This is a genomic window from Allobosea sp. GW821-FHT03A12, from assembly GCF_058986765.1.
In genome coordinates this window covers 496,687-522,498 of sequence record NZ_JBYSVZ010000004.1, presented here as the reverse complement: position 1 = coordinate 522,498, position 25,812 = coordinate 496,687, and the positions used below count along the sequence as shown (strand labels likewise).

The following is a 25,812-nucleotide window of genomic DNA, read 5'->3' as shown; positions in this document are numbered from 1 at the left end:
ATGAGTGTCTCACTCGCCAAATCCAGCGCCTTCAATCAGACCGTCGTCCTGACGGCCCTGAAGAGCGCTATCAGCAAGCTCGACCCGCGCAAGCTGGCCGGCAACCCGGTCATCCTCGCGACCGAGGTCGTCGCAGCTCTCGCCACTGTCTCGGCGATCGTCGCGATCCCCAACGGCCAAGCCGCCGCCTTCCCGATCCAGATCGCGGTCTGGCTCTGGCTCACCGTGGTCTTCGCCAACTTCGCCGAGGCGATCGCCGAAGGGCGCGGCAAGGCGGCGGCGGATTCGCTGCGCGCCACCCGTGTCACCACCAAGGCCAAGCTGATCATCGATGCCGAGCGCAATGCGATGATCCCGACGCCGGCTCACGAACTCGCGCCAGGCGATATCGTCCTGGTCGAGGCGGGCGACGTCATCCCCGCCGATGGCGAGATCATCGAGGGCGTCGCCTCGGTCAACGAGGCCGCGATCACCGGTGAATCCGCTCCGGTGATCCGCGAGAGCGGCGGCGACCGCTCGGCCGTCACCGGCGGCACCACCGTCGTCTCCGACTGGATCAAGGTCCGCGTGACCTCGCGGCCGGGCTCCTCCTTCCTCGACCGCATGATCGCCATGGTCGAGGGTGCCGACCGGCGCAAGACCCCGAACGAGCTGGCGCTCGCCGTGCTGCTTGCCGGCCTAACCCTGGTCTTCCTGATCGCGGTCGTCACCCTGACCGGGTTGGGAGCCTTCTCCGGCGTCTCGCTCGATCCGATGGTGCTGGGTGCGCTCTTCGTCACGCTGATCCCAACCACGATCGGCGGCCTGCTCAGCGCCGTCGGCATCGCCGGCATGGACCGGCTCCTGAAGGTCAACGTGTTGGCGACCTCGGGCCGCGCGGTCGAGGCTGCCGGCGATGTCGATACGCTGCTGCTCGACAAGACCGGCACGATCACCTTCGGCAACCGCATGGCGGTCGAGGTCATCCCGGTTCCGGGCGTGCGCCCTGATTCAGTGCTGCGGGCCGCGCTGATGGCCTCGCTCGCCGACGAGACGCCGGAAGGCCGTTCGATCGTCGAGCTCGCCCGCAACCAGGGCGTCACCGCCGAGGTCCCGGCCGGAGCGACCACGATCCCGTTCAGTGCGACCACACGCCAGTCCGGCCTCGACCATGACGGCAAATCCTGGCGCAAAGGCGCGGTCGATGCCGTGATCAAGACGCTCGACCTCGCCGAGAGCCAGGTGCCGGCGGAATTGCGTCAGGCGGTCGACGGCATCGCCCGCTCGGGCGGCACGCCGCTCGCCGTCAGCGAGAACGGCGCGCTGGTCGGCGTCATCCATCTCAAGGATGTGGTGAAGCCCGGCGTGAAGGAGCGCTTCGCGGACCTGCGCCGCATGGGCGTGCGCACGGTGATGATCACCGGCGACAACCCGGTCACCGCGGCGGCGATCGCCTCGGAGGCCGGCGTCGACGATTTCCTCGCCGAGGCGACCCCCGAGGACAAGCTGCGGATCATCCGCACCGAACAGGCCAAGGGCCGGCTCGTCGCCATGTGCGGCGACGGTGCCAACGACGCCCCTGCCCTCGCCCAGGCCGATGTCGGCGTCGCCATGCAGACGGGCGCGCAGGCGGCGCGCGAGGCCGGCAACATGGTTGATCTCGACAGCGACCCGACCAAGGTCCTGGAGATCGTCGAGGTCGGCAAGCAGCTGCTGATCACCCGCGGCGCGCTTACCACCTTCTCTATCGCCAACGACGTCGCGAAGTACTTCGCCATCATCCCGGCGTTGTTCGTCGTCTCGCTGCCGGCGCTCGGCGCGCTTAACATCATGGGGCTGGCCAGCCCGCAGAGCGCGATCCTCTCGGCGGTGATCTTCAACGCATTGGTCATCGTCGCGCTGATCCCGCTCGCTCTGAAGGGCGTGCGCTACCGGGCGATCGGCGCGGCCAAGCTGCTGTCGCGCAACCTTACCGTCTACGGCATGGGCGGGATCATCGCGCCGTTCATCGGCATCAAGCTGATCGACCTCGCCATCGCCGCCCTCAAGCTCGTCTGACGGCCTGACAGGAGAGCCGTATCATGATTGCCAATCTTCGCCCCGCCATCGTCTCGATGGCCCTCTTCACCGCCCTGCTCGGCCTCGCCTATCCACTCGGCGTCACCGGGCTGGCGCAGGCGCTGTTCCCGGCGCAGGCCGGCGGCTCGCTGATCCGCAACGCTTCCGGCGAGATCGTCGGCTCGCGCTGGATCGGGCAGAACTTCAAGGACGATGCCTACTTGCGTCCCCGTCCCTCGGCCGCCGGCAAGGACGGCTATGATGCCTCGGGCTCGTCCGGTTCCAATCTCGGGCCGCTGAACGAGGACCTCGCCGCCCGCATCAAGACCGATGCCGAAGCCTTGCGCGCCGAGAGCAAGGCGCCGATCCCGGTCGATGCCGTCACGACCTCGGGCTCCGGGCTCGACCCGCATGTCTCGCCCGCCAATGCGGCCCGGCAGGTTCCGCGCATCGCCGCGGCCCGCAAGGCCCCGGCGGCGGAGGTCCAGGCCGTGATAGCGGCCAATACCGAGGGCTCGACCTTCGGCCTGCTCGGCGAGCCACGCGTCAATGTGCTCGCCGTCAATTTGGCACTCGACGCGCGCTGGCCGCGCGCCCAACGTTAGGTTCGATGGCAACAGACGAATCCCAGTTCCGCGAGGCAGGGCGGCCCGACCCCGACGCCCTGCTGGCTTCAGCCGGCCGCGGCAAGCGTGGCCGGCTGAAGATATTTCTCGGCATGGCGCCGGGCGTCGGCAAGACCTACGAGATGCTGACCCAGGCCCGGCGCGCCCAGGAAGAGCACGGCGAGGTGCTCGTCGGCGTCGTCGAGACGCATGGTCGCCGCGAGACAGAAGACCTGCTCGACGGGCTCGAGGTGATGGCGCGCCGGCCGCTCGAGCATCGCGGCCGGCTGATGATGGAGTTCGACCTCGATGCAGCACTCGCGCTGAAGCCGCGGCTGCTGCTGGTCGACGAATACGCCCATTCGAACGCACCGGGCAGCCGCCATCCCAAGCGCTGGCAGGATGTCGAGGAACTGCTGCAGGCCGGCATCGACGTCTGGACCACGCTGAACGTCCAGCATCTCGAAAGTCTGGTCGACGTGGTCTGGAAGATCACAGGCGTGCGCCAGCGCGAGACGGTGCCGGACAGCGCCCTCAGCCGCGCCGACGAGATCGAGCTGATCGACATCACGCCGACCGAGCTGCGCCAGCGCATGGAGGAGGGCAAGGTCTACGTCCCCGAGACGGCGCGGCTCGCGGCCGGCAATTTCTTCAAGCCGGAGAACCTGACGGCGCTGCGCGAGCTGGCGTTGCGGCGTGCCGCCCAGACGGTCGACGACCATCTCAACCAGGCAATGAAGCGCGCCGGCGTCGAAGGCCCTTGGGCGGCGGGCGAGCGCATCCTCGTGCTGATCGGACCTGATGCGATGGCCGGCTCGCTGGTCCGGGCCGGGCGCCGCCTCTCCGACATGATGATGGATGCGCCTTGGACCGTCGCTTATGTCGAGCGCTCCGGCGGAGCGGAGCCGGACCCTGCTCGTGGCGCCCATCTCGCCGAGGCACTGAAGCTTGCGGAGCAGTTGGGCGGGGCCAGCGTCGTGCTGAATGGCGACGACCTCGTCGGCGCGGTGCTCGACTATGCTCGCCGCAACAACGTCACCCAGATCGTCGTCGGGAAATCGCATCGCAAGGGCTGGCGCGCCTGGTTCCATCGCTCGCTCGCACCGGAGCTGCTGAAGGCGCAGAATGGCGCTGCGCTGCATGTCATCACCGAGGTCACGACCGGGCCGGCACGGCCCGCGATTCCCGGCACGCCGCGGACGGGGAGCGATTGGCTAGGACATCTCGGCGCGATCGCCATGGTCGGGGCCGTGATCGGCCTCGCCGAGCTGATCGACAAGCGGGTCGAGAACGTCAATCTCGCCATGCTGTTCATGGTCAGCGTGCTTGGCGCCGGCCTCGCCTTCGGCCTGTGGCCGGCGGTGACGGCGGCGGCGCTCGCCGCCTTCGCCTACAACTTCTTCTTCCTCGAGCCGCGCCTCTCCTTCTGGATCGGCCATCCCGCCGACGTCCTGACCTTTCTCGTCTTCTTCGCGGTGGCGCTCACGACCGGCGGCTTGACCGGGCGCATCCGCGACCAGGCCAAGGCGACCGCACGGCGTGCCTCGGCGATCACCGCTCTGCTCGCGGCCAGTCGCCGGCTCTCGGCCGCGGCCCGGCGCGAGGATGTCGCCTCGATCCTGGCCGAGCAGGTCTCGGCCGCGACCTCCGGCAAGGTCGTGGTGCTGCTGCCGGCCGATGGCGAGATTGCCCCGGTGGCCGGGGCGCCCGAGCTCGAAGCCCTCTCGACCGCCGACATGACCGCCGCACGCTGGACCTGGAACCGCGGCGAACCGGCCGGCGCCGGCACCGGCACCTTGCCGAATGCGGCCTGGACCTTCCGGCCACTGCAGGGCGTGCGGGCCCGCTCCGGCGTGGTCGGTTTCGAGCCCAAGGCGCTGGCGACGGCGGAGAGCGAGCGTTTCGCCCTGGCGTTGCTCGACCAGGGCGCGATCGCGATCGAGCGGGCCGAGCTCGCCGCCGCCGCCGTCGACGCCGAGGCGCTGCGCCGCAGCGATCGCCTGCGCTCGGCCCTGCTCAACTCGGTCAGCCATGACCTGCGCACCCCGCTCGCCACGGTGCTCGGCTCGGCGACGACGCTGATCGACTATGGCCAGGGCATGCGGGCGGCCGTGCGCGACGACCTGCTGCTTTCGATCCGCGAGGAGGCCGAGCGGCTCAACCGCTATGTCGGCGACCTGCTCGACATGACCAGGCTCGAAGGCGGAGCGCTGGTGGCGCGGCGCGACTGGATCGATGTCCGCGACGTGATCGCATCGGCGTTGTCCCGAATCTCGCGCCGGCTCGGGCAACGCCGCGTCCAGCGCGATTTTCCGGCCGAGCTTTCTCTTGTCAGGGCCGATGCCGGCTTGCTCGAACAGGTGCTGGTCAACATCCTCGAAAACGCCATCGCGTATAGCGAGGACGGTGCTCTGATCGAGGCGGCGGCCTATGAGGATCGCGGCAATGTCGTGATCTCGATCGAGGACGAGGGCCGCGGCATTCCGACCGCCGAATTGGAGCGCGTCTTCGAGAAGTTCCGGCGGCTGGAGGAATCGATCGATCGCGGCGGCGAGCGCGGCAAGGGCGCCGGTCTCGGCCTCGCCATCGCCAAGGGCTTCGTCGAGGCCATGGGCGGGCGCATCGCCGCCGCCAGCCCGATCCATGACCGCCCGGATGGCAGCAAGGGCGGCACCCGCATCCTGATCAGCCTGCGCAAGGACGCCGCGGGCGGAGAGAGCAAGAGTTCGCAGCCATGACCGCGTTTCGCCCGCGCATCCTCGTCATCGACGACGAGCCGCAGATCCACCGCTTCCTCGGCCCGGCGCTCGACGCAGCCGGCTACGAGCCGATCCGCGCCGACGACGCCACCACCGGCCTGCGTGAGATCGCCCGCAAGCCGCCGGACGCCGTCGTGCTCGATCTTGGCCTGCCCGACATGGACGGCAAGGAGGCGCTCGCCAAGGCACGCGCCTTCTATGACGGGCCGGTGATCATCCTCTCGGCCCGCGACCGCGAGACCGAGAAGATTGATGCGCTCGACGCCGGCGCCGATGACTATGTCGAAAAGCCCTTCGGCGTCGGCGAGTTGCTGGCGCGGCTGCGCGTTGCGCTGCGCCATCGGCTGGAGCGGCAGGGCTCGGAGCCGGCATTGCAGGTCGGCGATGTCGAAATCGACCTGGTCAACCGCCGGATCAGCAAGGGGGGCGTGGCAGTGAAGCTCTCGCCCAAGGAATACGACCTGTTCGCCTGCTTGGCCCAGGGCAATGGCCGCGTGCTGACCCACAAGCAGATCCTCACCGCCGTCTGGGGCCCGGCGCATGAGCACGACGTGCAGTATCTGCGCGTCTTCGTCGGCCAGCTCAGGCAGAAGCTGGAGGACGACCCGGCCGAGCCGAAGCTGATCGAGACCGAGCCAGGCGTGGGCTATCGGCTGGGCGGATTGGTGTAACGTTCTTCTTGGCCTCTCATATCACTGCTAGTCATCCCGGACGCAGCGAAGCGGAGATCAGGGATCATTCCGGAGCCTATCCGAAAGAGGTTCAGGCATGGGTCCCGGGTCTCCCTTCGGTCGCCCGGGACGACTCGCGCTTGATGTGTCGCGGCAGCAGGATTTTTCCTGCTGCGCGCCTGGCTGCCTTAATCCGAAGAGAGATTTCCTCTTTTGGAACGGGAATAAGAAAAATCACACTACCTGACGTGAATTGATGCCTCGGGGCCTCTGCCTTATGTAAAACGTTCGTAATAGCGAACGTAGCGAGCATCATTCATGGCTGCCGCCAAGCGCCCTGCCCTGCCGGTGATCCTGCTGGCCAACGACCTGCTCGACGGCGATGTCGTCTTCGCGGCGGGCGATGCCAATAGCCTGCACTGGTCGCGCGATCCCGGCGCGGCGCTGGTCGGCGATGACGACGCGACCGCCGACCGGCTCGACGCCTTCGCCGCCGCCGAGCTCGGCAACCAGCATGTCGTCGACGCCTATCTCGTCGATGTCGCGGTCGAGGACGGCGTGCCCGTGCCGCGCCATTACCGCGAGCGCATGAAGACGACCGGGCCCAGCATCCGGCGCGACCTCGGCAAGCAGGCCGAACTGCCGCTCGCCCAAGCATTCCTGAGAGCCTGACGCATGTATCGTTACGACGAATTCGACGAACGCTTTGTCCGCGAGCGCGTCGCGCAGTTCCGCGACCAGGTCGGCCGTCGGCTCAGCGGTTCGCTGACCGAGGACGAGTTCAAGCCGCTGCGCCTGAAGAACGGCGTCTATCTGCAACTGCATGCCTATATGCTGCGGATCGCGGTGCCCTACGGCACGCTCTCGTCGAAGCAGATGCGCCAGCTCGCGCTGATCGGCGAGCGCTATGACCGTGGCTACGGCCATTTCACCACGCGGACCAATCTTCAGTTCAACTGGCCGAAGCTGCGCGACATTCCCGACATTCTCGACCTGCTCGCCGATGTCGAGATGCATGCGATCCAGACCTCGGGCAACTGCATCCGCAACGTCACCGCCGACCATTTCGCCGGTGTCGCCCAGGACGAGGTCGAGGATCCGCGCCCGACTGCCGAGTTGATCCGGCAATGGTCGAGCTTGCATCCCGAGTTCGACTACCTGCCGCGCAAGTTCAAGATCGCGGTGACCGGCGCCGAGCACGACCGCGCCGTGGTCAAGGCGCACGATATCGGCCTGCGCATCCTGCGCCACCCGGACACGCATGAGATCGGCTACGAGGTCATCGTCGGCGGTGGCCTCGGCCGTACCCCGATGATCGGCAAGGTCGTGCGCGAGTTCCTGCCTAAGGCCGACCTGCTCGCCTATCTCGAGGCGATCATGCGGGTCTACAATCTCGAGGGCCGGCGCGACAACAAGTACAAGGCCCGCGTCAAGATCCTCGTCCACGAGATCGGCACCGAGGAATTCTCCCGCCGCGTCGAGGAGGAGTTCGCCCGGCTCGACGGTCCCTCGGTCAACGCCGACCCGGCCGAGGTCGCGCGCATCGCCGCCTATTTCGCGCCGCCCTCCTATGAGTCGCTGCCGGCGACCAGCGGCGCCTTCGAGGCGGCGAGAGCCGGCAATCCCGATTTCGCCCGCTGGGTCGAGACCAATCTCACGCCACACCGGCAGCCGGGCTATGCCGCGCTGACGATTTCGCTGAAGCCGATCGGCGCGCCTCCCGGCGATGCCACCAGCGAGCAGATGCGCGTCGTCGCCGATCTCGCCGACGAGTTCTCGCTGTCGGAGATCCGCGTCACCCATGCCCAGAACCTCGTCCTGCCGCATGTGAGGCTGTCGGATCTGTTCGCGGTCTGGCAGCGCCTCGGCGAGGCCGAGCTGGCGACCGCCAATGCCGGGCTGATCACGGATATCATCGCCTGCCCCGGCCTCGACTATTGCGCGCTGGCGACGGCCCGTTCGATCCCGATCGCGCAGGCGCTGGCCCAGCGCTTTGCCGATCCCGTCCGCCAGAAGGAGATCGGTGTGCTCAACATCAAGATCTCCGGCTGCATCAATGCCTGCGGCCACCACCATGTCGGCCATATCGGTATTCTCGGCCTGGAGAAGCGCGGCATCGAATCCTATCAGATCACGCTCGGCGGCGACGCCACCGAGAACGCCGCGATCGGCGAGATCCTCGGCCCCGGCCTCGCCGCCGAGGACGTGCCGGATGCGATCGAGCGCATCGTCTCGGTCTATCTGGCGCAGCGCCAGTCGGGCGAGAGCTTCATCGACAATGTCCGCCGCATCGGCCTGGCGCCGTTCAAGGCGGCCTTTCAGGAGGTCAGCCATGCCGTTGCTTGATCGTCACGGCGCCAAGGCCGAGATCTGGACGCGCAGCGACGGCGCGGCGATCGACAATATCTCGCATGCGCTCGTGGAGTGGACGGCGCTGCCGGAGGCGCTGGCGCAGAAGACACGCGACCAGCGCATCGGCGTCGTCATCCCCAACACTGTCCGCATTCCCGAGCTCAAGCTCCTGATGCGCCAGCTCTCGCTGATCGCGATCAGCTTTCCCTCCTTCGGCGACGGGCGCGGCTTCAGTCTGGCGCGGCTCATCCGGAATCACGGCTTCACCGGTACCTTGCGTGTGAGTGGTCCGCTGATCGTCGACCAGTTCGCCTATGCCCTCGCCTGCGGCTTCGACGAGGTCGAGCTGCCCGAGGCGAGCGCCGTGCGCCAGCCGGTCGAGCAATGGACCCGCGCGCTCGGCCAGATCAGCCATGGCTACCAGCGTGGCTATGGCGACAGCGGCAACATCCTCGACCGGCGCCGTTCGGCCCGGCTGAAACATGCCGCGGCGGGTTGAGACGATGCACGGTTCGGCCCAATCCAGCCTGCGGCGGCCGGCCGATCGCCATAGCGACGATGAATGGGAAGAAGCCATGCTGACCGACATCGACCGTGCTATCGGCCAATCGGCTCCTGCCCCGCGCGAGCGCTGGTTCGATCTTTGCTTCCGGCTTATCATTCTGGTGCTTGCCGGTCTGTGGCTGTTCGTGCCACCTGCGGGCAACACCCGGACGCAACCCGATGTGAAGGCCGCAGCGACACAACGATGAGCGCAAGACGCCCGGAAGCTATTGCCCCGCGCCGGATCGACCGGCTCGCGACACTGCCGCTCTTCCACAAGCTGGAGGGGCGCAAGGTCGTACTCGCGGGGGCGAGCGAGGGCGCGCTCTGGAAAGCCGAACTGCTCGCAGCCGCTGGCAGTGAGCTGCTGATTCTCGCCGGTGACAATCCGGAGCTCTTTGCCGGGCTCGCGAACGATCCGCCGGCCGGTTCGGTGACGGTGCTGCCGCGCGCCTGGCAGGCCGATGATCTCGATGGCGCCGCGCTCGCCATCGCCGACATCGACTCCCTCGATGAAGCCAAGGCCTTCGCCGCCGCGGCCCGGCAGAACGGCGTGCCGGTCAACCTCGTCGACAAGCCCGAGTTCTGCGATTTCGCCTTCGGCTCGCTGGTCAACCGCTCGCCGCTCGTGGTGGCGATCTCGACCGACGGCGCCGCCCCCGTCTTCGGCCAGGCGATCCGCGCCAAGATCGAGGCGCTGCTGCCGGCCGGTCTCAAGTCTTGGGCTCAGGCCGCGCATGACTGGCGCCCAATGGTCAAGGCGCGCGAGCTCGCCTTCCCCTTGCGCCGCGACTTCTGGGAACGCTTCACCAGCCGCGCCCTGGCCGAGCCGCAGCGCCGGCCTGACGAGAGCGATCGGGACGACCTCTCTGCCGTGCTCGACGAGATCGAGCGCGGCGGTACGCCGAACGGCCGCGTCACCCTGGTCGGCGCCGGCCCGGGCGATCCGGAGCTGCTGACGCTCAAGGCGATCCGCGCGCTGCAGAGCGCCGACATCATCCTCTATGACGATCTCGTCTCGTCCGGCGTGCTCGAGCTCGCCCGGCGAGAGGCCAAGCGCATGCTGGTCGGCAAGCAGGGCTATGGTCCGGCGGTGAAGCAGGACGACATCAACGCGATGCTCGTCTCGCTCGCCGGCCAGGGCAAGCATGTGGTCCGGCTGAAGGGCGGCGACCCCGGCATCTTCGGCCGTGCCGGCGAGGAAATCGAGGCCTGCCAGCGCGCCGGCATCCCGGTCGCGATCGTGCCGGGTATCTCGGCGGCGCAGGGCGCGGCGGCTTCGCTCGGCTTGTCGCTGACGCACCGCGATCACGCCCGTCGCCTGCAATTCGTCACCGGCCATGCCCGCGACGGCAAGCTGCCGCAGGATCTGGACTGGAAGGCTCTCGCCGACCCCGCCGCAACCACGGCGCTCTATATGGCACGCGCCACGCTGCCGCTGTTCCGCGAGAAGGCGCTCGCCGCCGGGCTCGATCCGGCGACGCCGGCGATCGCCATGCTCGGCGCCACCACCCCGGCGGAGACACGGATCGCCAGCACGATCGCGGAACTGCCCGAGCGTCTCGGCGAGCTGCCGAGCAAGGGGCCCGTCCTCGTCCTGATCGGCCATGCCATGGGCGCTGCGCTGCCGGCTGTGGCCGGTGTAAAATTGGCCCAAGGCTGAAATGAACCAAACTGCCGGAGACGCGTTTTCTCTCTGGCGCTGAAAGTTTGGAAGGGCTCTACTGCCCTCACCGGTTGAGTAATGACCGCCAATTCAGTACGTTCTGTTTGTTATTAAGAACAAGATTTGAACTGTTCCAACGGTTCGAAGCGCTGTTCAGCACGGAGCACTGAGATGACGCGACAGAGACTTCACCGCCTGCTGCAAGCCGGCCTGGCGCTCGGAGCCTTCGCCCTGTGCTTCGGCGTGATCAGCGGCGCCCGCGCCCAGACCGAGCTGCTCAACGTCTCTTATGACCCGACCCGCGAGCTCTATCGCGAGATCAACGCGGCCTTCATCGCCGACTGGAACGCCAAGAACGCCAAGAAGATCAGCACGATCCGGCAGTCGCATGGCGGCTCGGGCGCGCAGGCCCGCACCGTGATCGACGGGCTGAATGCCGACGTGCTGACGCTGGCGCTCGCCGGCGACATCGACGCCGTCGCCGAGCGCTCGAAGAAGCTGCCGCTCGACTGGCAGAAGCGCCTGCCGCAGAACTCGTCGCCCTATACCTCGACCATCGTCTTCCTGGTCCGCAAGGGCAATCCGAAGGCGGTGAAGGACTGGGGCGACTTGGTGAAGCCGGGTATCCAGATCATTACGCCGAACCCGAAGACCTCGGGCGGCGCGCGCTGGAACTACCTCGCCGCCTGGGCCTATGCCGAGAAGGCCTTCAACAAGGACGAGGCCAAGGTCCGCGACTATATCGGCAAGCTGCTGGCCAATGTCCCGGTGCTCGACACCGGCGCGCGCGGCGCGACCACGACCTTCACCCAGCGCGGCATCGGCGACGTCTTCCTGTCCTGGGAGAACGAGGCCTTCCTGGCGCTGAAGGAGTTCGGCGAGGACAAGTTCGACATCATCGTGCCCTCGCTCTCGATCCTGGCCGAGCCGCCGGTCGCGGTGGTCGACGGCAATGTCGACGCCAAGGGCACCCGCGCCGAGGCGCAGGCCTATCTCGAATTCCTCTACACGCCGAAGGGCCAGGCGATCATCGCCAAAAACTATTATCGCCCGCGCAATCCGGAAGCGGCCGACCCGAAGGACGTCGCCCGCTTCCCGAAGGTCGAGCTCGTCACCATCGATGAGAGCTTCGGCGGCTGGGCCAAGGCGCAGCCCACCCATTTCGGTGACGGCGGCACCTTCGACCAGCTCTACAAGCCGGCGCGCTGAGCATGACCGCGACGGTCTCCCGCTGGCGCGAGCCCAGCATCCTGCCAGGCTTCGGCCTGGCGCTGGGCATCACCGTGACGGCGCTGTCGCTGATCGTGCTGATTCCGCTCGCCGCCCTCTTCATCAAGGCGGCGAGCGCCGGTCCCGCCGACATCTGGGCGGTGGCGACCTCGCCGCGCACGCTCGCCGCGTTGAAGCTCTCCTTCTTCGGGGCCTTCTTCGCCGCGACGGTCAATGCGGTCTTCGGGCTGATCCTGGCCTGGGTGCTCGTCCGCTATGATTTTCCGGGGCGGCGCCTGATCGATGCGGCAGTCGACCTGCCCTTCGCACTCCCGACCGCCGTCGCCGGCATCGCGCTCGCCGCGATCTATGCGCCCAATGGCTGGGTCGGCAGCCTGCTCGCGCCCTACAACATCAAGGTCGCCTATACGCCGCTCGGCGTGATGGTGGCGCTGATCTTCATCGGCCTGCCTTTTGTCGTGCGCACCATCCAGCCGGTGTTGGAAGAGCTGCCGGCCGACATCGAGGAGGCCGCGGCGCTGCTCGGCGCCAGCCGCTGGCGCACCGTCTTCACCGTCTTGCTGCCGCCGGTGCTGCCTGCGCTGCTGACCGGCTTCGTGCTCGCCTTCGCGCGGGCCGTCGGCGAATACGGCTCGGTGATCTTCATCGCCGGCAATGTGCCGATGGTCTCCGAGATCGCGCCCCTGCTGATCGTGATCCGGCTGGAGCAGTTCGACTATGCCGGGGCGGCGGTGGTCGCAACGATCATGCTGCTACTTTCGTTCTCGCTGATCCTGCTGGTCAACCTGATCCAGGCCAGCGCCCGCCGGAGGTTCGGCGATGTCTGATGCCAGCCTGCCCTATCAGATCGAGGACCTCGCGCCCGCCCGCGCCGCACGTCGCGTCAAGGGCGAATCGCGCATCGTCCAGGTCGTGCTGGTCGCGGTTTCGCTCATCTTCCTCTGCCTCTTCCTGTTCCTGCCGCTGATCTCGGTCTTCGGCGAAGCCGGCGCACGGGGCTGGCAGGCCTATCGCGAGGCGATCCTCGAGCCCGACGCCTTGGCGGCGATCCGGCTGACCCTGCTCATCGCGGCGATCGCGGTGCCGTTCAACGTGATCATCGGCCTAGCGGCCGCCTGGGCGATCGCCAAGTTCGAGTTCCGCGGCAAGAGCCTGCTGATCAGTTTCATCGACCTGCCCTTCTCGGTTTCGCCGGTGATCTCGGGCCTGGTCTTCGTGCTGCTGTTCGGAGCGCAGGGCTATTTCGGTCCCTGGCTCGCGGCCAACGACCTCAAGATCATCTTCGCGGTGCCGGGTATCCTGCTGGCGACGATCTTCGTCACCTTCCCGTTCGTTGCGCGCGAACTGATCCCGCACATGCAGTCGCTCGGCTCGGCCGACGAGGAGACGGCATTGACGCTCGGCGCCTCGCCCTGGCGGACCTTCTTCACGGTCACGCTGCCGAACGTGAAGTGGAGCCTGTTCTACGGCGTGCTGCTCTGCAATGCCCGCGCCATGGGCGAGTTCGGCGCCGTCGCCGTCGTCTCCGGCAAGATCCGTGGCGTGACCACGACCATGCCGCTGCATGTCGAGATCCTCTACAATGAGTACATGGGCGCTGCCGCCTTCGCCGTCGCCTCGCTGCTGGCGGGCCTCGCCCTCATCACGCTCGTCCTGAAAACCGTGCTGGAATGGCATTTCGCCGATGCGATCGCCGCCAGCCGTCGTCACTGAGTGGAAGAGCCCATGTCGGTTGCCGTCACCATTGAAAGCGTCGAGAAGCGCTTCCAGAATTTCCCGGCCCTCCGCGGCGTCTCGCTCGACATCCAGCCGGGCGAGCTCGTCGCGCTGCTCGGCCCGTCCGGCTCGGGCAAGACGACCCTGCTGCGAGTCATCGCCGGGCTGGAGCAGGCCGAGCGCGGCCGCGTGCTCTTCGGCGAGACCGATACGCGCGAGCTCTCACTGCGCGAGCGCCGGATCGGCTTCGTCTTCCAGCATTACGCGCTGTTCAAGACGATGAGCGTCGCCGAGAACATCGCCTTCGGGCTGAAATCGCGTCCGCGAGCCGAGCGGCCGGCCCCTGCCGAGATAAGAAAGCGCGTCTCCGATCTCCTGGAACTTATCCAGCTGCCCGGCCTCGAGAAGCGCTATCCGAGCCAGCTCTCCGGCGGCCAGCGCCAGCGCATTGCGCTCGCCCGGGCGCTGGCGATCGAGCCGCGCGTGCTCCTGCTCGACGAGCCCTTCGGTGCGCTCGACGCCAAGGTCCGCAAGGACCTGCGCGCCTGGCTGCGCCAGCTCCACCAGCGCACCGGCCACACCACCGTCTTCGTCACGCATGACCAGGAAGAGGCGCTGGAGCTCGCCGACCGGGTCGCGATCCTTCATGATGGCCGGCTCGAACAGGTCGGCTCGCCCGACGATGTCTACGATCACCCGGCTACGCCCTTCGTCTGCCAGTTCCTCGGCGACGCCAACCATCTGCCGGTCAAGGTCGTCGGCAGCCAGGCTTTCTTCCAGGACCGGCCGGTGCTCGGAGGCCTGCGCCAGAACCAGGGCGGGCCGGCCTCGCTCTATGTCCGGCCGCAGCACCTGCGCATCGTCGACGACGCGCCCCTCGCTTTGCCCGGCGTCGTCGAGCATCTGCGCCGCAACGGGCCGCTGCGCCGTGCCGAAGTCGCCGTCGACGGCCTGCCGAAGCGGCTCGATGTCGATCTTGCCAGCCAGGTGGCCCCGGCGATCGGCGAACGCATCCGGCTGCGTATCACGCATGGCAACTTGTTCGCTGCGGCCTAAGGCCACCCTCGCCTCATCGTCTCCGGCACGTTATCCCTCAGGCAAAGCGAACCGGAGGAGAGTGCGATGAAGGCGCGGGCGAAATGGGTCGAGGGCATGGCCTTCATGGGCGAGGCCGGCAGCGGCCATGCCATGATCATGGACGGCGCGCCTGAATATGGTGGCCGCAATATCGGCATCCGGCCGATGGAGATGCTGCTGATAGGGCTCGCCGGCTGCACCGGCTTCGACGTCGTGCAGATCCTCAAGAAAGGGCGCGAGGCGGTGACCGGCTGCGAGGTCGAGGTCGAGGCCGAGCGCGCGACCGAGGACCCCAAGGTCTTCACCAAGATCCACATCGCCTATCGCGTCAGCGGTCGCGGTCTGTCGCAGGCCAAGGCCGAACGCGCCGTCACATTGTCGAAGGAAAAGTACTGTTCCGCTTCGATCATGCTTGGCGCCACTGCTGAGATGAGCACGTCGCTGACAGTCGTCGACGAACTGCAACAGGAGGCCGCGGAATGACGGATATCCCGACCTCGGGGCTCATTTCTCCCGAAGTCCTGGCCGGGGCGCTGGGCTCACCCGATCTCGTCATCATCGACATCCGCGCTGCCGCCGAGGGCGGGCGCCAGGCTTTCGAGGCTGGCCACATTCCCGGCGCCGTGCACAGCGACTACGCTGCCGATGGCTGGCGCGCCAAGGTCGGCAATGCGCCCGGCATGCTGCCGCCGCTCGGCCATCTTGCCGAGCTGGCGGGCCGTCTCGGCATTACGCCGCCGAGCAAGGTGGTGATCGTGCCGGCAGGGCTCAGCGCCAGCGACCTTGCCGCCGCGACACGCGTCTACTGGACGCTGAAGCTGATCGGCCATGGCCAGCAGGCGATCCTCGATGGCGGCTTCAAGGGCTGGCAGAGCTCGCTCGGGCTGCCGATCGAGACCGGGCCGTCCAAGCCCAGCTCGGCGTCGCCTTATCCTGTGGTCATGCAGCAGAAGCTGCGCAGCACCGCCGACGCCACGCTCGTCGCCTCGCGCAGCAAGCTCGCGACGCTCGTCGACGCCCGCTCATCCAGCTATTTCGAGGGCAAGGAGAAGGCGGCCGAGGCCACGCGCGCCGGGCACATCCCGGGCGCCGTCTCGCGCGATTATTCCGCGGCCTTCGATCCGGCGACGGGACGTTTCAAGCCAGCCGGGGACCTCGCCGCTCTGTTCGGCCCGGTGCCGCAGGGACCGGCGATCTCCTATTGCAACACCGGCCACACCGCGTCGCTGAACTGGTTCGTGATGTCGGAGCTGCTCGGCCGCGAGGAGGTCTCGCTCTATGACGGCTCGATGACCGACTGGACGCAGGATCCGGAGCGGCCGGTCGAGAGCGCACCGGCCTGAGCGGCTGGAAATATCTGCCTCGCCACGCGTTCTCCTTCCATAGCGAAGGAGAACGCGATGTTCGAAGGGAAAGTGGCGATCGTGACCGGGGCGGCGACCGGCCTCGGCGAGACGATAGCGGAAGTCCTCTTCCGACGCGGTGCCTGTGTCGCACTCCTGGATGTCGACCGCTACGGCGTCAGCAAGATCGCGGCACGGCTCGACCCTTCCGGCGCGCGAACGCTCGCATTGGAGGCGGACGTCGCCGAAGCGACGGCGGTCGAGGCGGCCGTACGGCAAACGGTCGAGCGCTTCGGAGCCCTCCATCTTGCCGTGAACAATGCCGGCATCACCGGCGAACACGGCGTGCCGCTGGCCGAGACCGAGCTCGAGGCCTGGCAGCGCATTCTCGCGATCAACCTGTCCGGCGTCTTCCACGGCATGAAATACGAGATTCCAGCGATGCTCGCGGCCGGCGGCGGCGCCATCGTCAACATGTCGTCGGGCGCCGGAGCGATCGGACAGGCCGGGATCGCGCCCTATTGCGCGACCAAGCACGGCATTGTCGGGCTGACGCGTGCGGCGGCACTCGACTATGCGACGCAGGGCATCCGCATCAATGCGATCGGACCCGGCTATATCGAGACGCCGGAGATAGCGAAGCTCCCGGAGGATGCCAAAGCGGACTTCGCGGCCGCACATCCGCTCGGGCGGCTCGGGACACGCAAGGAAATCGCCGACACAGTCGCTTTCCTGCTCTCAGGTGAGGCCTCCTTTCTGACCGGCGGATTCTACATGGCCGATGGCGGGCTGACCGCGCGCTGACGCCGGCCAGCGCTAGACCACCCTCAATGGCGAGGGCGGCCGCCGCGAAATCCGGTAGACCGCCGCCGGAGGCAGGTTGCGCAAGGTCGAGCCGATCCGCGTCGCCTTCAGGCCGAGACGAGAGAGGATCGCCTCGGGGATCGGGCAGCGTGTGGTGTAGGTGAATTGATAGAACGCGCCACCCGGCCGCATATAGCCGAATGCGCCCCTCAGAATCGCGATGACCTTGCGTGGCGGCATCGACAGTACCGGCATGCCGCTGATCACAGCGCCGACGACCGGCCCTTCGAACAGGTTGGCCTCGCGCAGGCAGGCGGCATCCATCCAGCGAACTCGGGCGGCCGGAAAACGCATTTCGAGCAACCGCGCGAAATCCGAGCCGAACTCGACCAAAGTGAGGTCGTTCTCGGCGATGCCGCGGGCAATCAGGGCGCGCGTGAAGGAACCCGTGCCAGCCCCGAGCTCGAGCACCGGGCCTGTCGCCGGTGTGATCTCGCATGTGATCAGCTCGGCAAGGGCAGTGCTCGACGGCGCGACAGCCGCGACGCGTAGCGGCGCCTCCAGCCAGGCGCGAAAGAAGGACCAGGCGTCGGAGCGCATCTGGTTTGTGGACTCGCTCGGCATCCGATTGGCGGCATTGGACAGGGATCTGGATGGCATTGCAGGCGATCTCGCAAACGGATGACAGGCCTGCCGATATCCCGCGGCTGCATTGAGCCTACCTGTCATGATCGTTGGCGCCGACAGGAGCCGTGCGAAGGCCTTCCCAGCGTTTTGCAATGCAGACGCAATGAACCTGCGCCAAGCCGCTTGCGATCCGGAGGAGGAAGCGGCTTGCGCATCTTGTTGGTCGAGGACGAGCCGGCGATGGCGCAGGCCTTGCGCGACGCCCTCACCCGCCAGGACATGGTGGTCGACCACCTGCCGACCCGGGCCGAGGCGGAGGCGGCGTTGCGCGAAGGCCGGGGCGTCTATGATGCCGTGCTGCTCGATCGCCAATTGCCGGATGGAGACGGCCTCGCTGTGATCGGCGCGCTGCGGGCTGCTGGCGACACCGTGCCCGTGCTGGTGCTGACGGCGCGGGGCGATCTCGGCGAACGGGTGCTCGGCCTCGATGGCGGCGCCGACGACTATCTCGGCAAACCCTTCGCATTCGAAGAATTGCTGGCGCGGCTGCGCGCCATCCTGCGCCGCCCGCCGCAATTGCGGCCCGACATTGTCCGCGTCGGCCGCCTCTCCTTCGACTTCACCCATCGGGAAGCTCGCATCGGCGGGGAGATGCTCGTGATGCCGCGACGCGAGCTGCTCGTCCTCGAAGCACTTGCTCGCCGGACCGGGCGGATGGTAGTGCGCGGCTTCCTGATGGAGGCGGTGTTCGGACTGGACGACGACATCCAGTCGAATGCGCTCGATACCCATGTCTCCCGCCTGCGCCGGAAGCTGGCCGAAGCCTCGTCGGGCGCCGTGATCGATGGCATCCGCGGCGTCGGTTACCTGCTGCGCGAAGCCGCCTGACCATGGCCGGTTCGCATTCGCTGGAGCGCCGGCTGGTCCTGCGCCTGATGGGCTTCCAGGCGATCGTGGTCGTCCTGATCGTCGCAGGGCTCTTCGCCAGCGGCGTGCTGATGAGCTTCAGGTCGGAAGAGAATACGATCGAGACGTTGCGTGGGGCCGTGACCCGCGGACCCGGCGACCAGCTGGCGCTGCGCCCGACGCGCGAGCTCTTGCGGATGCGGACGCAGGCTTCCGATCTCTGGTTCGTCATCCGGGACCGTGCCGGGCAGCAGCTGTCGGAAGGGACGGTTCCCGCCGAATATGGCGCCCTCGGCAGCGCGCTCGATCAGGTCGGCCAGGCCCGGCTGGGCTGGAACTTCGGCGACCCGCCCCGGCCGACGGCGCGCGTCAGATGGGTTCAGAGCGCGGTCGGCGAGATCCAGATCGTAACCGGCACCGAGACTCCGATCTCGACCTATCTGATGGTCCTCGGCATCGCTCTGGTGCTGCTGAAAGAGGTCCTGCCGGTCCTTGCCGTCATGGCCGCCGCAGCGCTGCTGGTGACGCCCTGGGTGGTGAGAAGCGCCCTCGCCGGCCTCGGTCAGGCAGTCGCGCAAGCGCAGCGGATCGAGGTCGAGCAGCGCGGAGTTCGCCTGCCGCTGAACAATGTACCGGTCGAGGTCGTGCCGCTGGTCTCGGCGGTGAACGCGGCGCTGGCACGGCTCGACAAGGGACATGAGCGCCACAAGCGCTTCCTGGCGGCCGCCGCCCATGAGCTGCGCACGCCCGTCGCGATCCTGCAGACCCGGCTGGCATCGCTTCCTCCCGGCCCCGACAAGACGCGTCTGCTGCAGGACGTCACCCGACTCGCCACGGTGACGGAGCAATTGCTCGATCTGGAAAGGCTCGATCAGCAGGCCGCCCCGTTCACGCGGCTCGATCCGACTGACCTCGCGCAGCGGGTGGTGGTCGAGCTTGCTCCGCTGGCCTTCCTGGCGGGCTATCAGGTGGAATTCGCTGCCGCGAGCGAGCAGGTTCCGGTGTGGGGCGACGCCCCTGCGATCGAGCGGGCGCTGACCAATCTTGTCCAGAACGCGATCGAGCACGGCGGCCGCGCGGGGACCATCTCGGTCCGGGTCGACGCCGCCACCATCGAAGTCAGCGACGAAGGCGACGGCATTCCACTGGAGCAACGCGAACATATCTTCGAGCCGTTCAGCCGTCTGCGCTCGCAGAGCCGTGGGTTCGGCCTCGGTCTCAATCTCGTGCGCGAGATCATGCACCGCCATGGCGGCGATGTGGTCGCCCTCGATTCAGCATCCGGTGGCGCCTGCTTGCGGATGACCTTCCCGCAGCAGCCTCCTGTCGGCTGAGCAGAGGTTACTTCCAAGAGCGCTCGTGCCGATCGCGCCAGTGCCGGGCGCGGAGCTCGGCATAGCAATCGCGCGGCCTGCCATGGCTGTAGCGCCCGTCGGTGCAGGGATCATAGGCAGGGAGGCCCTGGCGCAAGCGGCGCAGCTCCGCCTCGCAATCCATTGGCCGACCGGTGCTGAAGCGTCCGTCCCGGCATGGCGAATAGGGGCGATCCCAGGCATTCGCCGAAGAGAGCGAACTCCAGAGGGCGAGCATGGCGATACCCATGCCCGAAACGGTGCCAGTCCAGCGCATTGCGGTCTCCAGTCGCAGAGGCCTCGCCTCTCATGACCTGGACTGTTCCCGTCGAGGATTGAGGGAGCCTTGCGCTTTCGAGTGGGCGGCTCTGGAAGCAAGCCGAGTTGCAAAATCGACTAAAAAGGATCAAAGGAAGCGCCAACGCGCCGGCCTCGCCGCGCCTTTCCCTTGCTCCGTTTTCAGAGTTCCGCCGCCGATGAACGCCGTCGCGCCGAAAATCTCGTTCGTCTCCCTCGGGTGCCCGAAGGCGCTCGTCGATTCCGAACGCATCATCACCTCGCTGCGCTCCGAGGGCTACGAGCTCAGCAAGAGCCATGCGGGCGCCGACGTCGTCATCGTCAACACCTGCGGCTTTCTCGACAGTGCCAAGCAGGAATCGCTGGAAGCGATCGGTTCGGCCATGGCCGAGAACGGCAAGGTCATCGTCACCGGCTGCATGGGCGCCGAGCCCGAGCAGATCCGCGACGCCTTCCCGAACCTGCTCGCGATCACCGGGCCGCAGGCGTATGAGAGCGTCGTCTCGGCCGTGCACCAGGCGGTGCCGCCCAAGCACGATCCCTTCATCGACCTCGTGCCCGACCAAGGCATCAAGCTGACGCCGCGGCACTACGCTTATCTCAAGATTTCAGAAGGTTGCAACAATCGCTGCAGCTTCTGCATCATCCCGAAACTGCGGGGCGACCTGGTCTCGCGGCCGATCGGCGATGTGCTCCGCGAGGCCGAGAAGCTGGTCAAGGCCGGCGTCAAGGAGCTGCTGGTGATCTCGCAGGACACCAGCGCCTATGGGCTCGATATCAAATACGCACCCTCGATGTGGAAGGGTCGCGAGGTTCGCACCCGCTTCTTCGAGCTGGCGCGCGAGCTCGGCCAGATGGGCGTCTGGGTCCGGATGCACTATGTCTACCCCTATCCGCATGTCGACGAGGTCATCCCGCTGATGGCGGAGGGCAACGTGCTGCCCTATCTCGACATCCCGTTCCAGCACGCCTCGCCCTCCGTGCTGAAGGCGATGCGCCGCCCCGCCCATCACGAGAAGACGCTGGAGCGGATCCGGAAGTGGCGCGAGATCTGCCCGGACCTCGCCATCCGCTCGACCTTTATCGTCGGCTTCCCCGGCGAGACGGAAGACGATGTCGACTTCCTGCTCGACTGGCTGAAGGAAGCGAAGCTGGAGCGCGTCGGCTGCTTCAAATACGAGCCGGTCAAGGGCGCGACCGCCAATGACCTCGGCCTGCCGATGGTCGACGAAGACGAGAAGGAAGCGCGCTGGCACCGCTTCATGAAGACGCAGGCCGAGGTCTCGGCCCGCATCGTCAAGGGGCGTGTCGGCAAGCGTATTCCGGTGATCATCGACGAGGCCGGTCCGACCGTCGCCAAGGGGCGCTCGAAATGGGATGCGCCCGAGATCGACGGCAATGTCTATGTCTCGAGCCGCCGGCCGCTGCGACCGGGCGATATCGTCACGGTGAAGGTCGAGCGTGCCGACGCCTACGATCTGCACGGCATGGCGGTCTGAGCCCGCTTCGGCTCAGGCGAGATTGGCGGCTACCGGCCGCGGGATGCGGCGCAGCTGGGTGACCCGGCCGGTACGCGGCTTGGACGACTTCTCGAAGACGACCTGTGCGTCGCTGACCTGAGTCGCGAGCTGGAGTGTCGGGCGGGCGGAGAGCTGCGTCTGGAGCGCCATCGCGACGATGACGAAGGAGAGAGCGAAACCAGCGCGGCGAAGAAACGGGGACATGACGTGAGGACCAGGGATCTTGCTGTTGGTCCCGCTTTGCCGGCTCCAGGTGCGCTTTCGCTTTCAGGTTTCGGAATTTTCGTTTTTTTTGCTCTACCTGCGTCAGGCGGCTTGCGTCGACATCTCGGCACGACGCTTCCGGCCGAGCCGTCCCAGCCACCAGCCGAGGCGTTGCGCGGCCATGGCGATGGCCATCGCATAGCCGAGCAGCGCCAGCATCCAGCCGGCCGCCTGCAGGCTGAGGGCACCGATTACCAGCGCCGAACGCCCAAGTAGCTTGAGAATCGCACGAGCCGTGGATGGTCTGGCTGCTGCGAGCTTCGCTGCCTTGCCGATGTCCCCGGCATCTTCGGCGACAGCGAGCACCTGGCGCAGGCCGCGCTGGCCGGTCCGGCCATAGAGCGCGCCGGCGTCCTGGCCGAGCGTAGTGAAGCGTGCCAATGCCGCTGGCCGGACGATGCCGCCGGCACTGGCTTTCGCTGCCGCAAGGTCGAGCCGTGCCGCTGCACCGAGGCTCGCCGCCAGGGCCGGCCGGTCGAGTGCGCCGGCCGCCATGCGGCCGAGATTGGCGGTCAGCACCGGAGACAGCAGTTTCGCCTTGCTCGCCGCCTTGACGGCGCTGAGGCCGCCGCGAGCAGGAAGGCCCCCACCCAGGCTGATCCAAGTCGCGGCCGTGATCGCCAGACCAACCGCCGCGATCGCCAGCGCCGTCTCGTCGGCCTGCCCGCCATCGATAACCTTGCGGCCCTCCCGGGCGAGATCGCGCAGGTCGCCGAAGCCGCTGACATCACCCACCAGCGCACCCGCGAAAGCGGCGTCGCTCTCGCGCTCGCCGGCGACGAAGCCGTGGCCGAAATCCGAGACGGCCCGCATCACGGCGTTCTGCCGCAAGGCTTCGACCTGTGCGATGCGTTCGGGAGCAACGGCGATGCCGCGCTCGGCCGCCAGCGAGACGAAGCTCTCGGCGAGCGCGAGATCGCCGGCCGCAGCCGCCTGAGCGATCTCGTGGTCGATGCGATCCTGCGTCGCGACGCCGGCAAGGCGGAGCCGCGACAATTCGGCGGGGTCGTCTTGCGCCTGCTGAAGTCGCCAGCCCTGCACGGCCGGCGGCGCGATCATCGCCCCGCCTGCTGCGAGAGCCGCGATGATGCTGGATGAGACGATGAGCCTGGCGATGCGCAAGCGGGCTACCTGAAACGCAAACGGCCCGGCCACCTGGCCGGACCGCTGTTCGCATAGCCTTCGATTCAGGCCGAATTTACGCTGCCGATCAGGGCACGATCACAGTCGAGCCGGTGGTGCCGCGCCCTTCCAGCGCGCGATGAGCATCGGCCGCATCCTTCAACGCGAAACGGGCGTTGATTGCGACGTTGACCTTGCCGGAGCCGACTGCCTCGAACAGGTTCTTCGCCATCGCGACCAGGGTGTCGCGATTGGCCGTGTGCGTGTTCATCGTCGGGCGGGTGACGTAGAGCGAGCCCTTCGCCGAGAGGATGCCGAGATTGAAGGCCTCGACAGCACCCGAGGCATTGCCGAAGCTCGCCAGCAGGCCGAACGGCCTCAGCGAGTCGAGCGAGGCCATGAAGGTGTCCTTGCCGACACCGTCATAGACGACGTTGCAGAGCTTGCCGCCGGTGATTTCCTTGACCCGCGCCGGGACGTCCTCGTCGCGGTAGAGGATGACGTGATCGGCCTTGTTTGCCTTGGCGAGCTCGGCCTTCTCCTTGCTGCCGACGGTGCCGATCACGGTGGCGCCCAGCGCCTTGCCCCATTGGCAGAGGATCGAGCCGGTGCCGCCGGCCGCGGCATGGACCAGGATGATGTCGCCCGGCTTCACCGGATAGGTGCGATGGAGCAGGTATTCGGCGGTCAGCCCCTTCAGCAGCATGCTGGCGCCGGCCTCGTAGGAGACGTTCTCGGGCAGCGCGACCACGGCTGACGCCGGCACGATGCGCTCCTCGGCATAGGCGCCATGGGCGGCGACGACGGCGATGCGGTCGCCCGGCTTGAACTCGGTCACGCCCGGGCCGACCGCGAGCACGTCGCCAGCCGATTCATTGCCGAGCGTGAACGGCAGCGGCGCCGGATAGAGGCCGGTGCGGAAATAGGTGTCGATGAAGTTGAGGCCGATGGCGCGGTTGCGGATCAGGATCTCGCCCGGTCCCGGCGCCGGCAGGCTGACCTCCTCCAGCTGCAGAACCTCGGGCCCACCGGTCTTGTGCACGCGGATTGCTTTCGCCATGGCGATCTCCTGATGTCGATGGCCGCAACGATAGGGACTTGCCTTCCTCCTGCGCAACGGCTGCACTGCACGGCAGACCCGCGCAAACGCCGAGTCGGTCTGGCATAACTGCATGATCGGTCTCTGACATGAACAGGCAAGGCGCTCATCTCGGCGGCCACCCGATCCTGCGCGAGGCCTTCACCCCCAAGCTGATCTCCGCCTTGCGCGAAGGCTACGGACTTGCCCGCCTGCGGGCCGATGCGCTCTCCGGGCTGACGGTCGCGATCGTCGCGCTGCCGCTCTCGATGGCGATCGCCATCGCCAGTGGCGCGACGCCTGCCGCCGGGCTGTTCACCGCGATCATCGGCGGCTTCCTGGTCTCGGCGCTGAGCGGCAGCCGCCACCAGATCGGCGGGCCGGCCGGCGCCTTCATCGTCCTTGTCGCCGCGACGATCGACCAGCACGGCTTCGACGGGTTGCTGCTCGCGACGATGCTGGCCGGCGCGATGCTGATCGCGGTCGGGGCGCTGAGACTCGGCACCTACATCAAATACATCCCGCATCCGGTGCTGGTCGGCTTCACCACCGGCATCGCGATCATCATCTTCGCCAGCCAGATCCGCGACCTCCTCGGCCTGACGCTGCCCGGCAAGGAGCCGGCGGCGCTGATCCCGAAGCTGCAGGCGCTCTCAGGCGCGCTCGGCACGCTCAATCCGGCGGCGCTCGGCCTCTCGGCCCTGACCATCGCGACGATCCTGGCTGTGAGGCGCTGGCGGCCGAGCTGGCCGGGGCTGCTGATCGCGGTCGCACTCGCCGCCGCCGCGACCTTCCTGCTCAACCTGCCGGTCGAGACCATAGGCAGCCGCTTCGGCGGAATTCCGCACGCTCTGCCCGCCCCGCATCTGCCGGCTTTCAGCCTCGACAAGCTGGTTGAGGTGCTGCCGGCAGCGCTGTCGATCGCGGTGCTCGGCGGCATCGAATCGCTGCTCTCGGCCGTGGTCGCCGACGGGATGAGCGGGCGCCGGCATCGCTCGAACATGGAGCTGGTGGCGCAAGGCGTCGCCAATATCGGCTCGCCCTTGTTCGGCGGCATCTGCGTCACCGGCACCATCGCCCGCACCGCGACGAACATTCGCGCCGGCGGCGTCACGCCGGTCGCCGGCATGCTGCACGCCGCCTTCGTGCTGTTGTTCATGCTGGTCGCGGCGCCCCTCGCCTCCTACATCCCGCTCGCGGCGCTCGCCGGCGTACTCGCCGTCGTCGCCTGGAACATGGCGGAGAAGGCTGCCTTCGCCGCGATCCTCACGCATTCGCGCGCCGACTCGCTCGTGCTGCTTTCGACCTTCCTGCTGGTGATCTTCGAGGACCTGATGGTCGGGATCGGCGTCGGCGTCGTGCTGGGCTCGCTGATCTTCATGCACCGCATGGCCAATATCGTCACGGTCGATGCCGGCATGGACGCAGGCCTCGTCGACTATGATGAAGCAGGCCATGACGAGCCTCAGGCGAACGGCAACGGCAAGCGCGACGGCGAAGCCTTCCACTACAAGATCACCGGCCCGCTCTTCTTCGGCGCCAGCAGCCATGTCGCGACGGTGCTCGATCGTGTCGGCCCCTTTCCCGAGCGGATCGTGCTCGATCTCTCCGGCGTGCCCTTCGCCGATTCGAGTGCAGCAGTCTCGCTAAAGGCGATGATCGACAAGGCGCTGCGCCATGGCTCCGCTGTCGAGATTCGCGGTGCCGGACGGCAGGTTCGCGCCGTGCTCGGCCATGAGGGCATCGACGAGCGGATCGTCTCGTTCCGGGAGATCGCACAGAAGCCCGGCAAGGGCGTGGTCTGGGGGTAGCTGCGGCAAGGGCGCGCTCGCCAGCGGCGCCG

The 25,812-nt window shown here is 67.6% G+C and carries 25 protein-coding genes; 20 read left to right on the top strand and 5 right to left on the bottom strand.

What is annotated here, in order from left to right:
• From kdpB to AC3WLC_RS16665, 16 genes are all read left to right on the top strand, one after another.
• Complete coding sequence (kdpB, locus tag AC3WLC_RS16740) at positions 1–2,037, top strand: potassium-transporting ATPase subunit KdpB (RefSeq protein ID WP_493685039.1); 2,037 nt, start codon at positions 1–3, stop codon at positions 2,035–2,037.
• Between the two features lie 23 nt (positions 2,038–2,060).
• A complete protein-coding gene (gene kdpC, locus AC3WLC_RS16735; protein WP_493685038.1) occupies positions 2,061–2,642 on the top strand; it encodes a potassium-transporting ATPase subunit KdpC in 582 nt (193 codons plus the stop codon).
• Positions 2,643–2,647: 5 nt separating this feature from the next.
• Positions 2,648–5,380 (top strand): DUF4118 domain-containing protein, encoded by a 2,733-nt coding sequence (locus AC3WLC_RS16730; protein WP_493685037.1) that lies wholly within the window; start codon positions 2,648–2,650, stop codon positions 5,378–5,380.
• Entirely contained in the window at positions 5,377–6,072 is a 696-nt protein-coding gene (locus tag AC3WLC_RS16725; protein WP_493685036.1) for a winged helix-turn-helix domain-containing protein, read from the top strand. Before AC3WLC_RS16730 ends, AC3WLC_RS16725 begins: the two co-directional genes overlap by 4 nt.
• Before the next feature lie 318 nt (positions 6,073–6,390).
• Entirely contained in the window at positions 6,391–6,744 is a 354-nt protein-coding gene (locus tag AC3WLC_RS16720) for a DUF2849 domain-containing protein (protein ID WP_493685035.1), read from the top strand.
• A gap of 3 nt (positions 6,745–6,747) precedes the next feature.
• Complete coding sequence (locus AC3WLC_RS16715; RefSeq protein ID WP_493685034.1) at positions 6,748–8,418, top strand: nitrite/sulfite reductase; 1,671 nt, start codon at positions 6,748–6,750, stop codon at positions 8,416–8,418.
• On the top strand, positions 8,405–8,923 hold the full coding sequence (locus tag AC3WLC_RS16710; RefSeq protein WP_493685033.1) for a DUF934 domain-containing protein: 519 nt from the start codon (positions 8,405–8,407) through the stop codon (positions 8,921–8,923). Before AC3WLC_RS16715 ends, AC3WLC_RS16710 begins: the two co-directional genes overlap by 14 nt.
• Positions 8,924–8,927: 4 nt before the next feature.
• A complete protein-coding gene (locus tag AC3WLC_RS16705; protein ID WP_493685032.1) occupies positions 8,928–9,176 on the top strand; it encodes a hypothetical protein in 249 nt (82 codons plus the stop codon).
• Positions 9,173–10,630, top strand: coding sequence for a siroheme synthase CysG (gene cysG, locus AC3WLC_RS16700; RefSeq protein ID WP_493685031.1), 1,458 nt, complete (start codon positions 9,173–9,175; stop codon positions 10,628–10,630). Before AC3WLC_RS16705 ends, cysG begins: the two co-directional genes overlap by 4 nt.
• 174 nt (positions 10,631–10,804) lie before the next feature.
• Entirely contained in the window at positions 10,805–11,842 is a 1,038-nt protein-coding gene (locus AC3WLC_RS16695) for a sulfate ABC transporter substrate-binding protein (protein WP_493685030.1), read from the top strand.
• Positions 11,843–11,844: 2 nt separating this feature from the next.
• Positions 11,845–12,690, top strand: a complete 846-nt coding sequence (gene cysT, locus AC3WLC_RS16690; RefSeq protein ID WP_326873695.1) for a sulfate ABC transporter permease subunit CysT — start codon at positions 11,845–11,847, stop codon at positions 12,688–12,690.
• The gene (gene cysW / locus AC3WLC_RS16685; protein ID WP_493685029.1) at positions 12,683–13,576 is read left to right on the top strand and encodes a sulfate ABC transporter permease subunit CysW; all 894 of its coding nucleotides are present in this window, start codon (positions 12,683–12,685) and stop codon (positions 13,574–13,576) included. Before cysT ends, cysW begins: the two co-directional genes overlap by 8 nt.
• 12 nt (positions 13,577–13,588) lie before the next feature.
• Positions 13,589–14,635: a sulfate/molybdate ABC transporter ATP-binding protein gene (locus tag AC3WLC_RS16680; RefSeq protein ID WP_493685028.1), complete on the top strand. Its 1,047-nt coding sequence runs from the start codon at positions 13,589–13,591 to the stop codon at positions 14,633–14,635.
• A 66-nt stretch (positions 14,636–14,701) separates the two neighbouring features.
• Positions 14,702–15,139, top strand: coding sequence for an OsmC family protein (locus AC3WLC_RS16675; protein WP_493685027.1), 438 nt, complete (start codon positions 14,702–14,704; stop codon positions 15,137–15,139).
• Positions 15,136–15,999: a sulfurtransferase gene (locus AC3WLC_RS16670; protein ID WP_493685026.1), complete on the top strand. Its 864-nt coding sequence runs from the start codon at positions 15,136–15,138 to the stop codon at positions 15,997–15,999. Before AC3WLC_RS16675 ends, AC3WLC_RS16670 begins: the two co-directional genes overlap by 4 nt.
• A 57-nt stretch (positions 16,000–16,056) precedes the next feature.
• Complete coding sequence (locus tag AC3WLC_RS16665; RefSeq protein ID WP_493685025.1) at positions 16,057–16,803, top strand: SDR family NAD(P)-dependent oxidoreductase; 747 nt, start codon at positions 16,057–16,059, stop codon at positions 16,801–16,803.
• Positions 16,804–16,815: 12 nt separating this feature from the next.
• Here AC3WLC_RS16665 and AC3WLC_RS16660 read toward each other — a convergent pair whose 3' ends face one another.
• On the bottom strand, positions 16,816–17,403 hold the full coding sequence (locus tag AC3WLC_RS16660; protein WP_493685024.1) for a class I SAM-dependent methyltransferase: 588 nt from the start codon (positions 17,401–17,403) through the stop codon (positions 16,816–16,818).
• 234 nt (positions 17,404–17,637) lie between these two features.
• Between AC3WLC_RS16660 and AC3WLC_RS16655 the strand changes: the two genes are divergently transcribed.
• Both AC3WLC_RS16655 and AC3WLC_RS16650 read left to right on the top strand, forming a co-directional pair.
• Positions 17,638–18,318, top strand: a complete 681-nt coding sequence (locus AC3WLC_RS16655) for a response regulator transcription factor (RefSeq protein ID WP_493685023.1) — start codon at positions 17,638–17,640, stop codon at positions 18,316–18,318.
• A gap of 2 nt (positions 18,319–18,320) precedes the next feature.
• On the top strand, positions 18,321–19,670 hold the full coding sequence (locus AC3WLC_RS16650; RefSeq protein WP_493685022.1) for a sensor histidine kinase: 1,350 nt from the start codon (positions 18,321–18,323) through the stop codon (positions 19,668–19,670).
• 7 nt (positions 19,671–19,677) lie between these two features.
• Here the strand turns inward: AC3WLC_RS16650 and AC3WLC_RS16645 are convergent, their stop codons facing one another.
• Complete coding sequence (locus AC3WLC_RS16645) at positions 19,678–19,965, bottom strand: hypothetical protein (RefSeq protein WP_493685021.1); 288 nt, start codon at positions 19,963–19,965, stop codon at positions 19,678–19,680.
• A gap of 199 nt (positions 19,966–20,164) precedes the next feature.
• Between AC3WLC_RS16645 and rimO the strand changes: the two genes are divergently transcribed.
• Positions 20,165–21,484 (top strand): 30S ribosomal protein S12 methylthiotransferase RimO, encoded by a 1,320-nt coding sequence (rimO, locus tag AC3WLC_RS16640; RefSeq protein ID WP_493685020.1) that lies wholly within the window; start codon positions 20,165–20,167, stop codon positions 21,482–21,484.
• A gap of 12 nt (positions 21,485–21,496) precedes the next feature.
• On the opposite strand, the gene AC3WLC_RS16635 is transcribed toward rimO, so the two are convergent.
• From AC3WLC_RS16635 to AC3WLC_RS16625, 3 genes are all read right to left on the bottom strand, one after another.
• Positions 21,497–21,709 (bottom strand): hypothetical protein, encoded by a 213-nt coding sequence (locus tag AC3WLC_RS16635; RefSeq protein WP_493685019.1) that lies wholly within the window; start codon positions 21,707–21,709, stop codon positions 21,497–21,499.
• Positions 21,710–21,811: 102 nt separating this feature from the next.
• Positions 21,812–22,891 (bottom strand): hypothetical protein, encoded by a 1,080-nt coding sequence (locus AC3WLC_RS16630; protein ID WP_493685018.1) that lies wholly within the window; start codon positions 22,889–22,891, stop codon positions 21,812–21,814.
• 88 nt (positions 22,892–22,979) lie between these two features.
• Positions 22,980–23,951 carry a quinone oxidoreductase family protein gene (locus tag AC3WLC_RS16625; protein ID WP_493685017.1) on the bottom strand — a complete coding sequence of 324 codons (972 nt, stop codon included), beginning with the start codon at positions 23,949–23,951 and terminating at the stop codon, positions 22,980–22,982.
• 128 nt (positions 23,952–24,079) lie between these two features.
• Between AC3WLC_RS16625 and AC3WLC_RS16620 the strand changes: the two genes are divergently transcribed.
• Positions 24,080–25,780, top strand: coding sequence for a SulP family inorganic anion transporter (locus tag AC3WLC_RS16620; protein ID WP_493685016.1), 1,701 nt, complete (start codon positions 24,080–24,082; stop codon positions 25,778–25,780).
• Positions 25,781–25,812 lie beyond the last annotated feature (32 nt).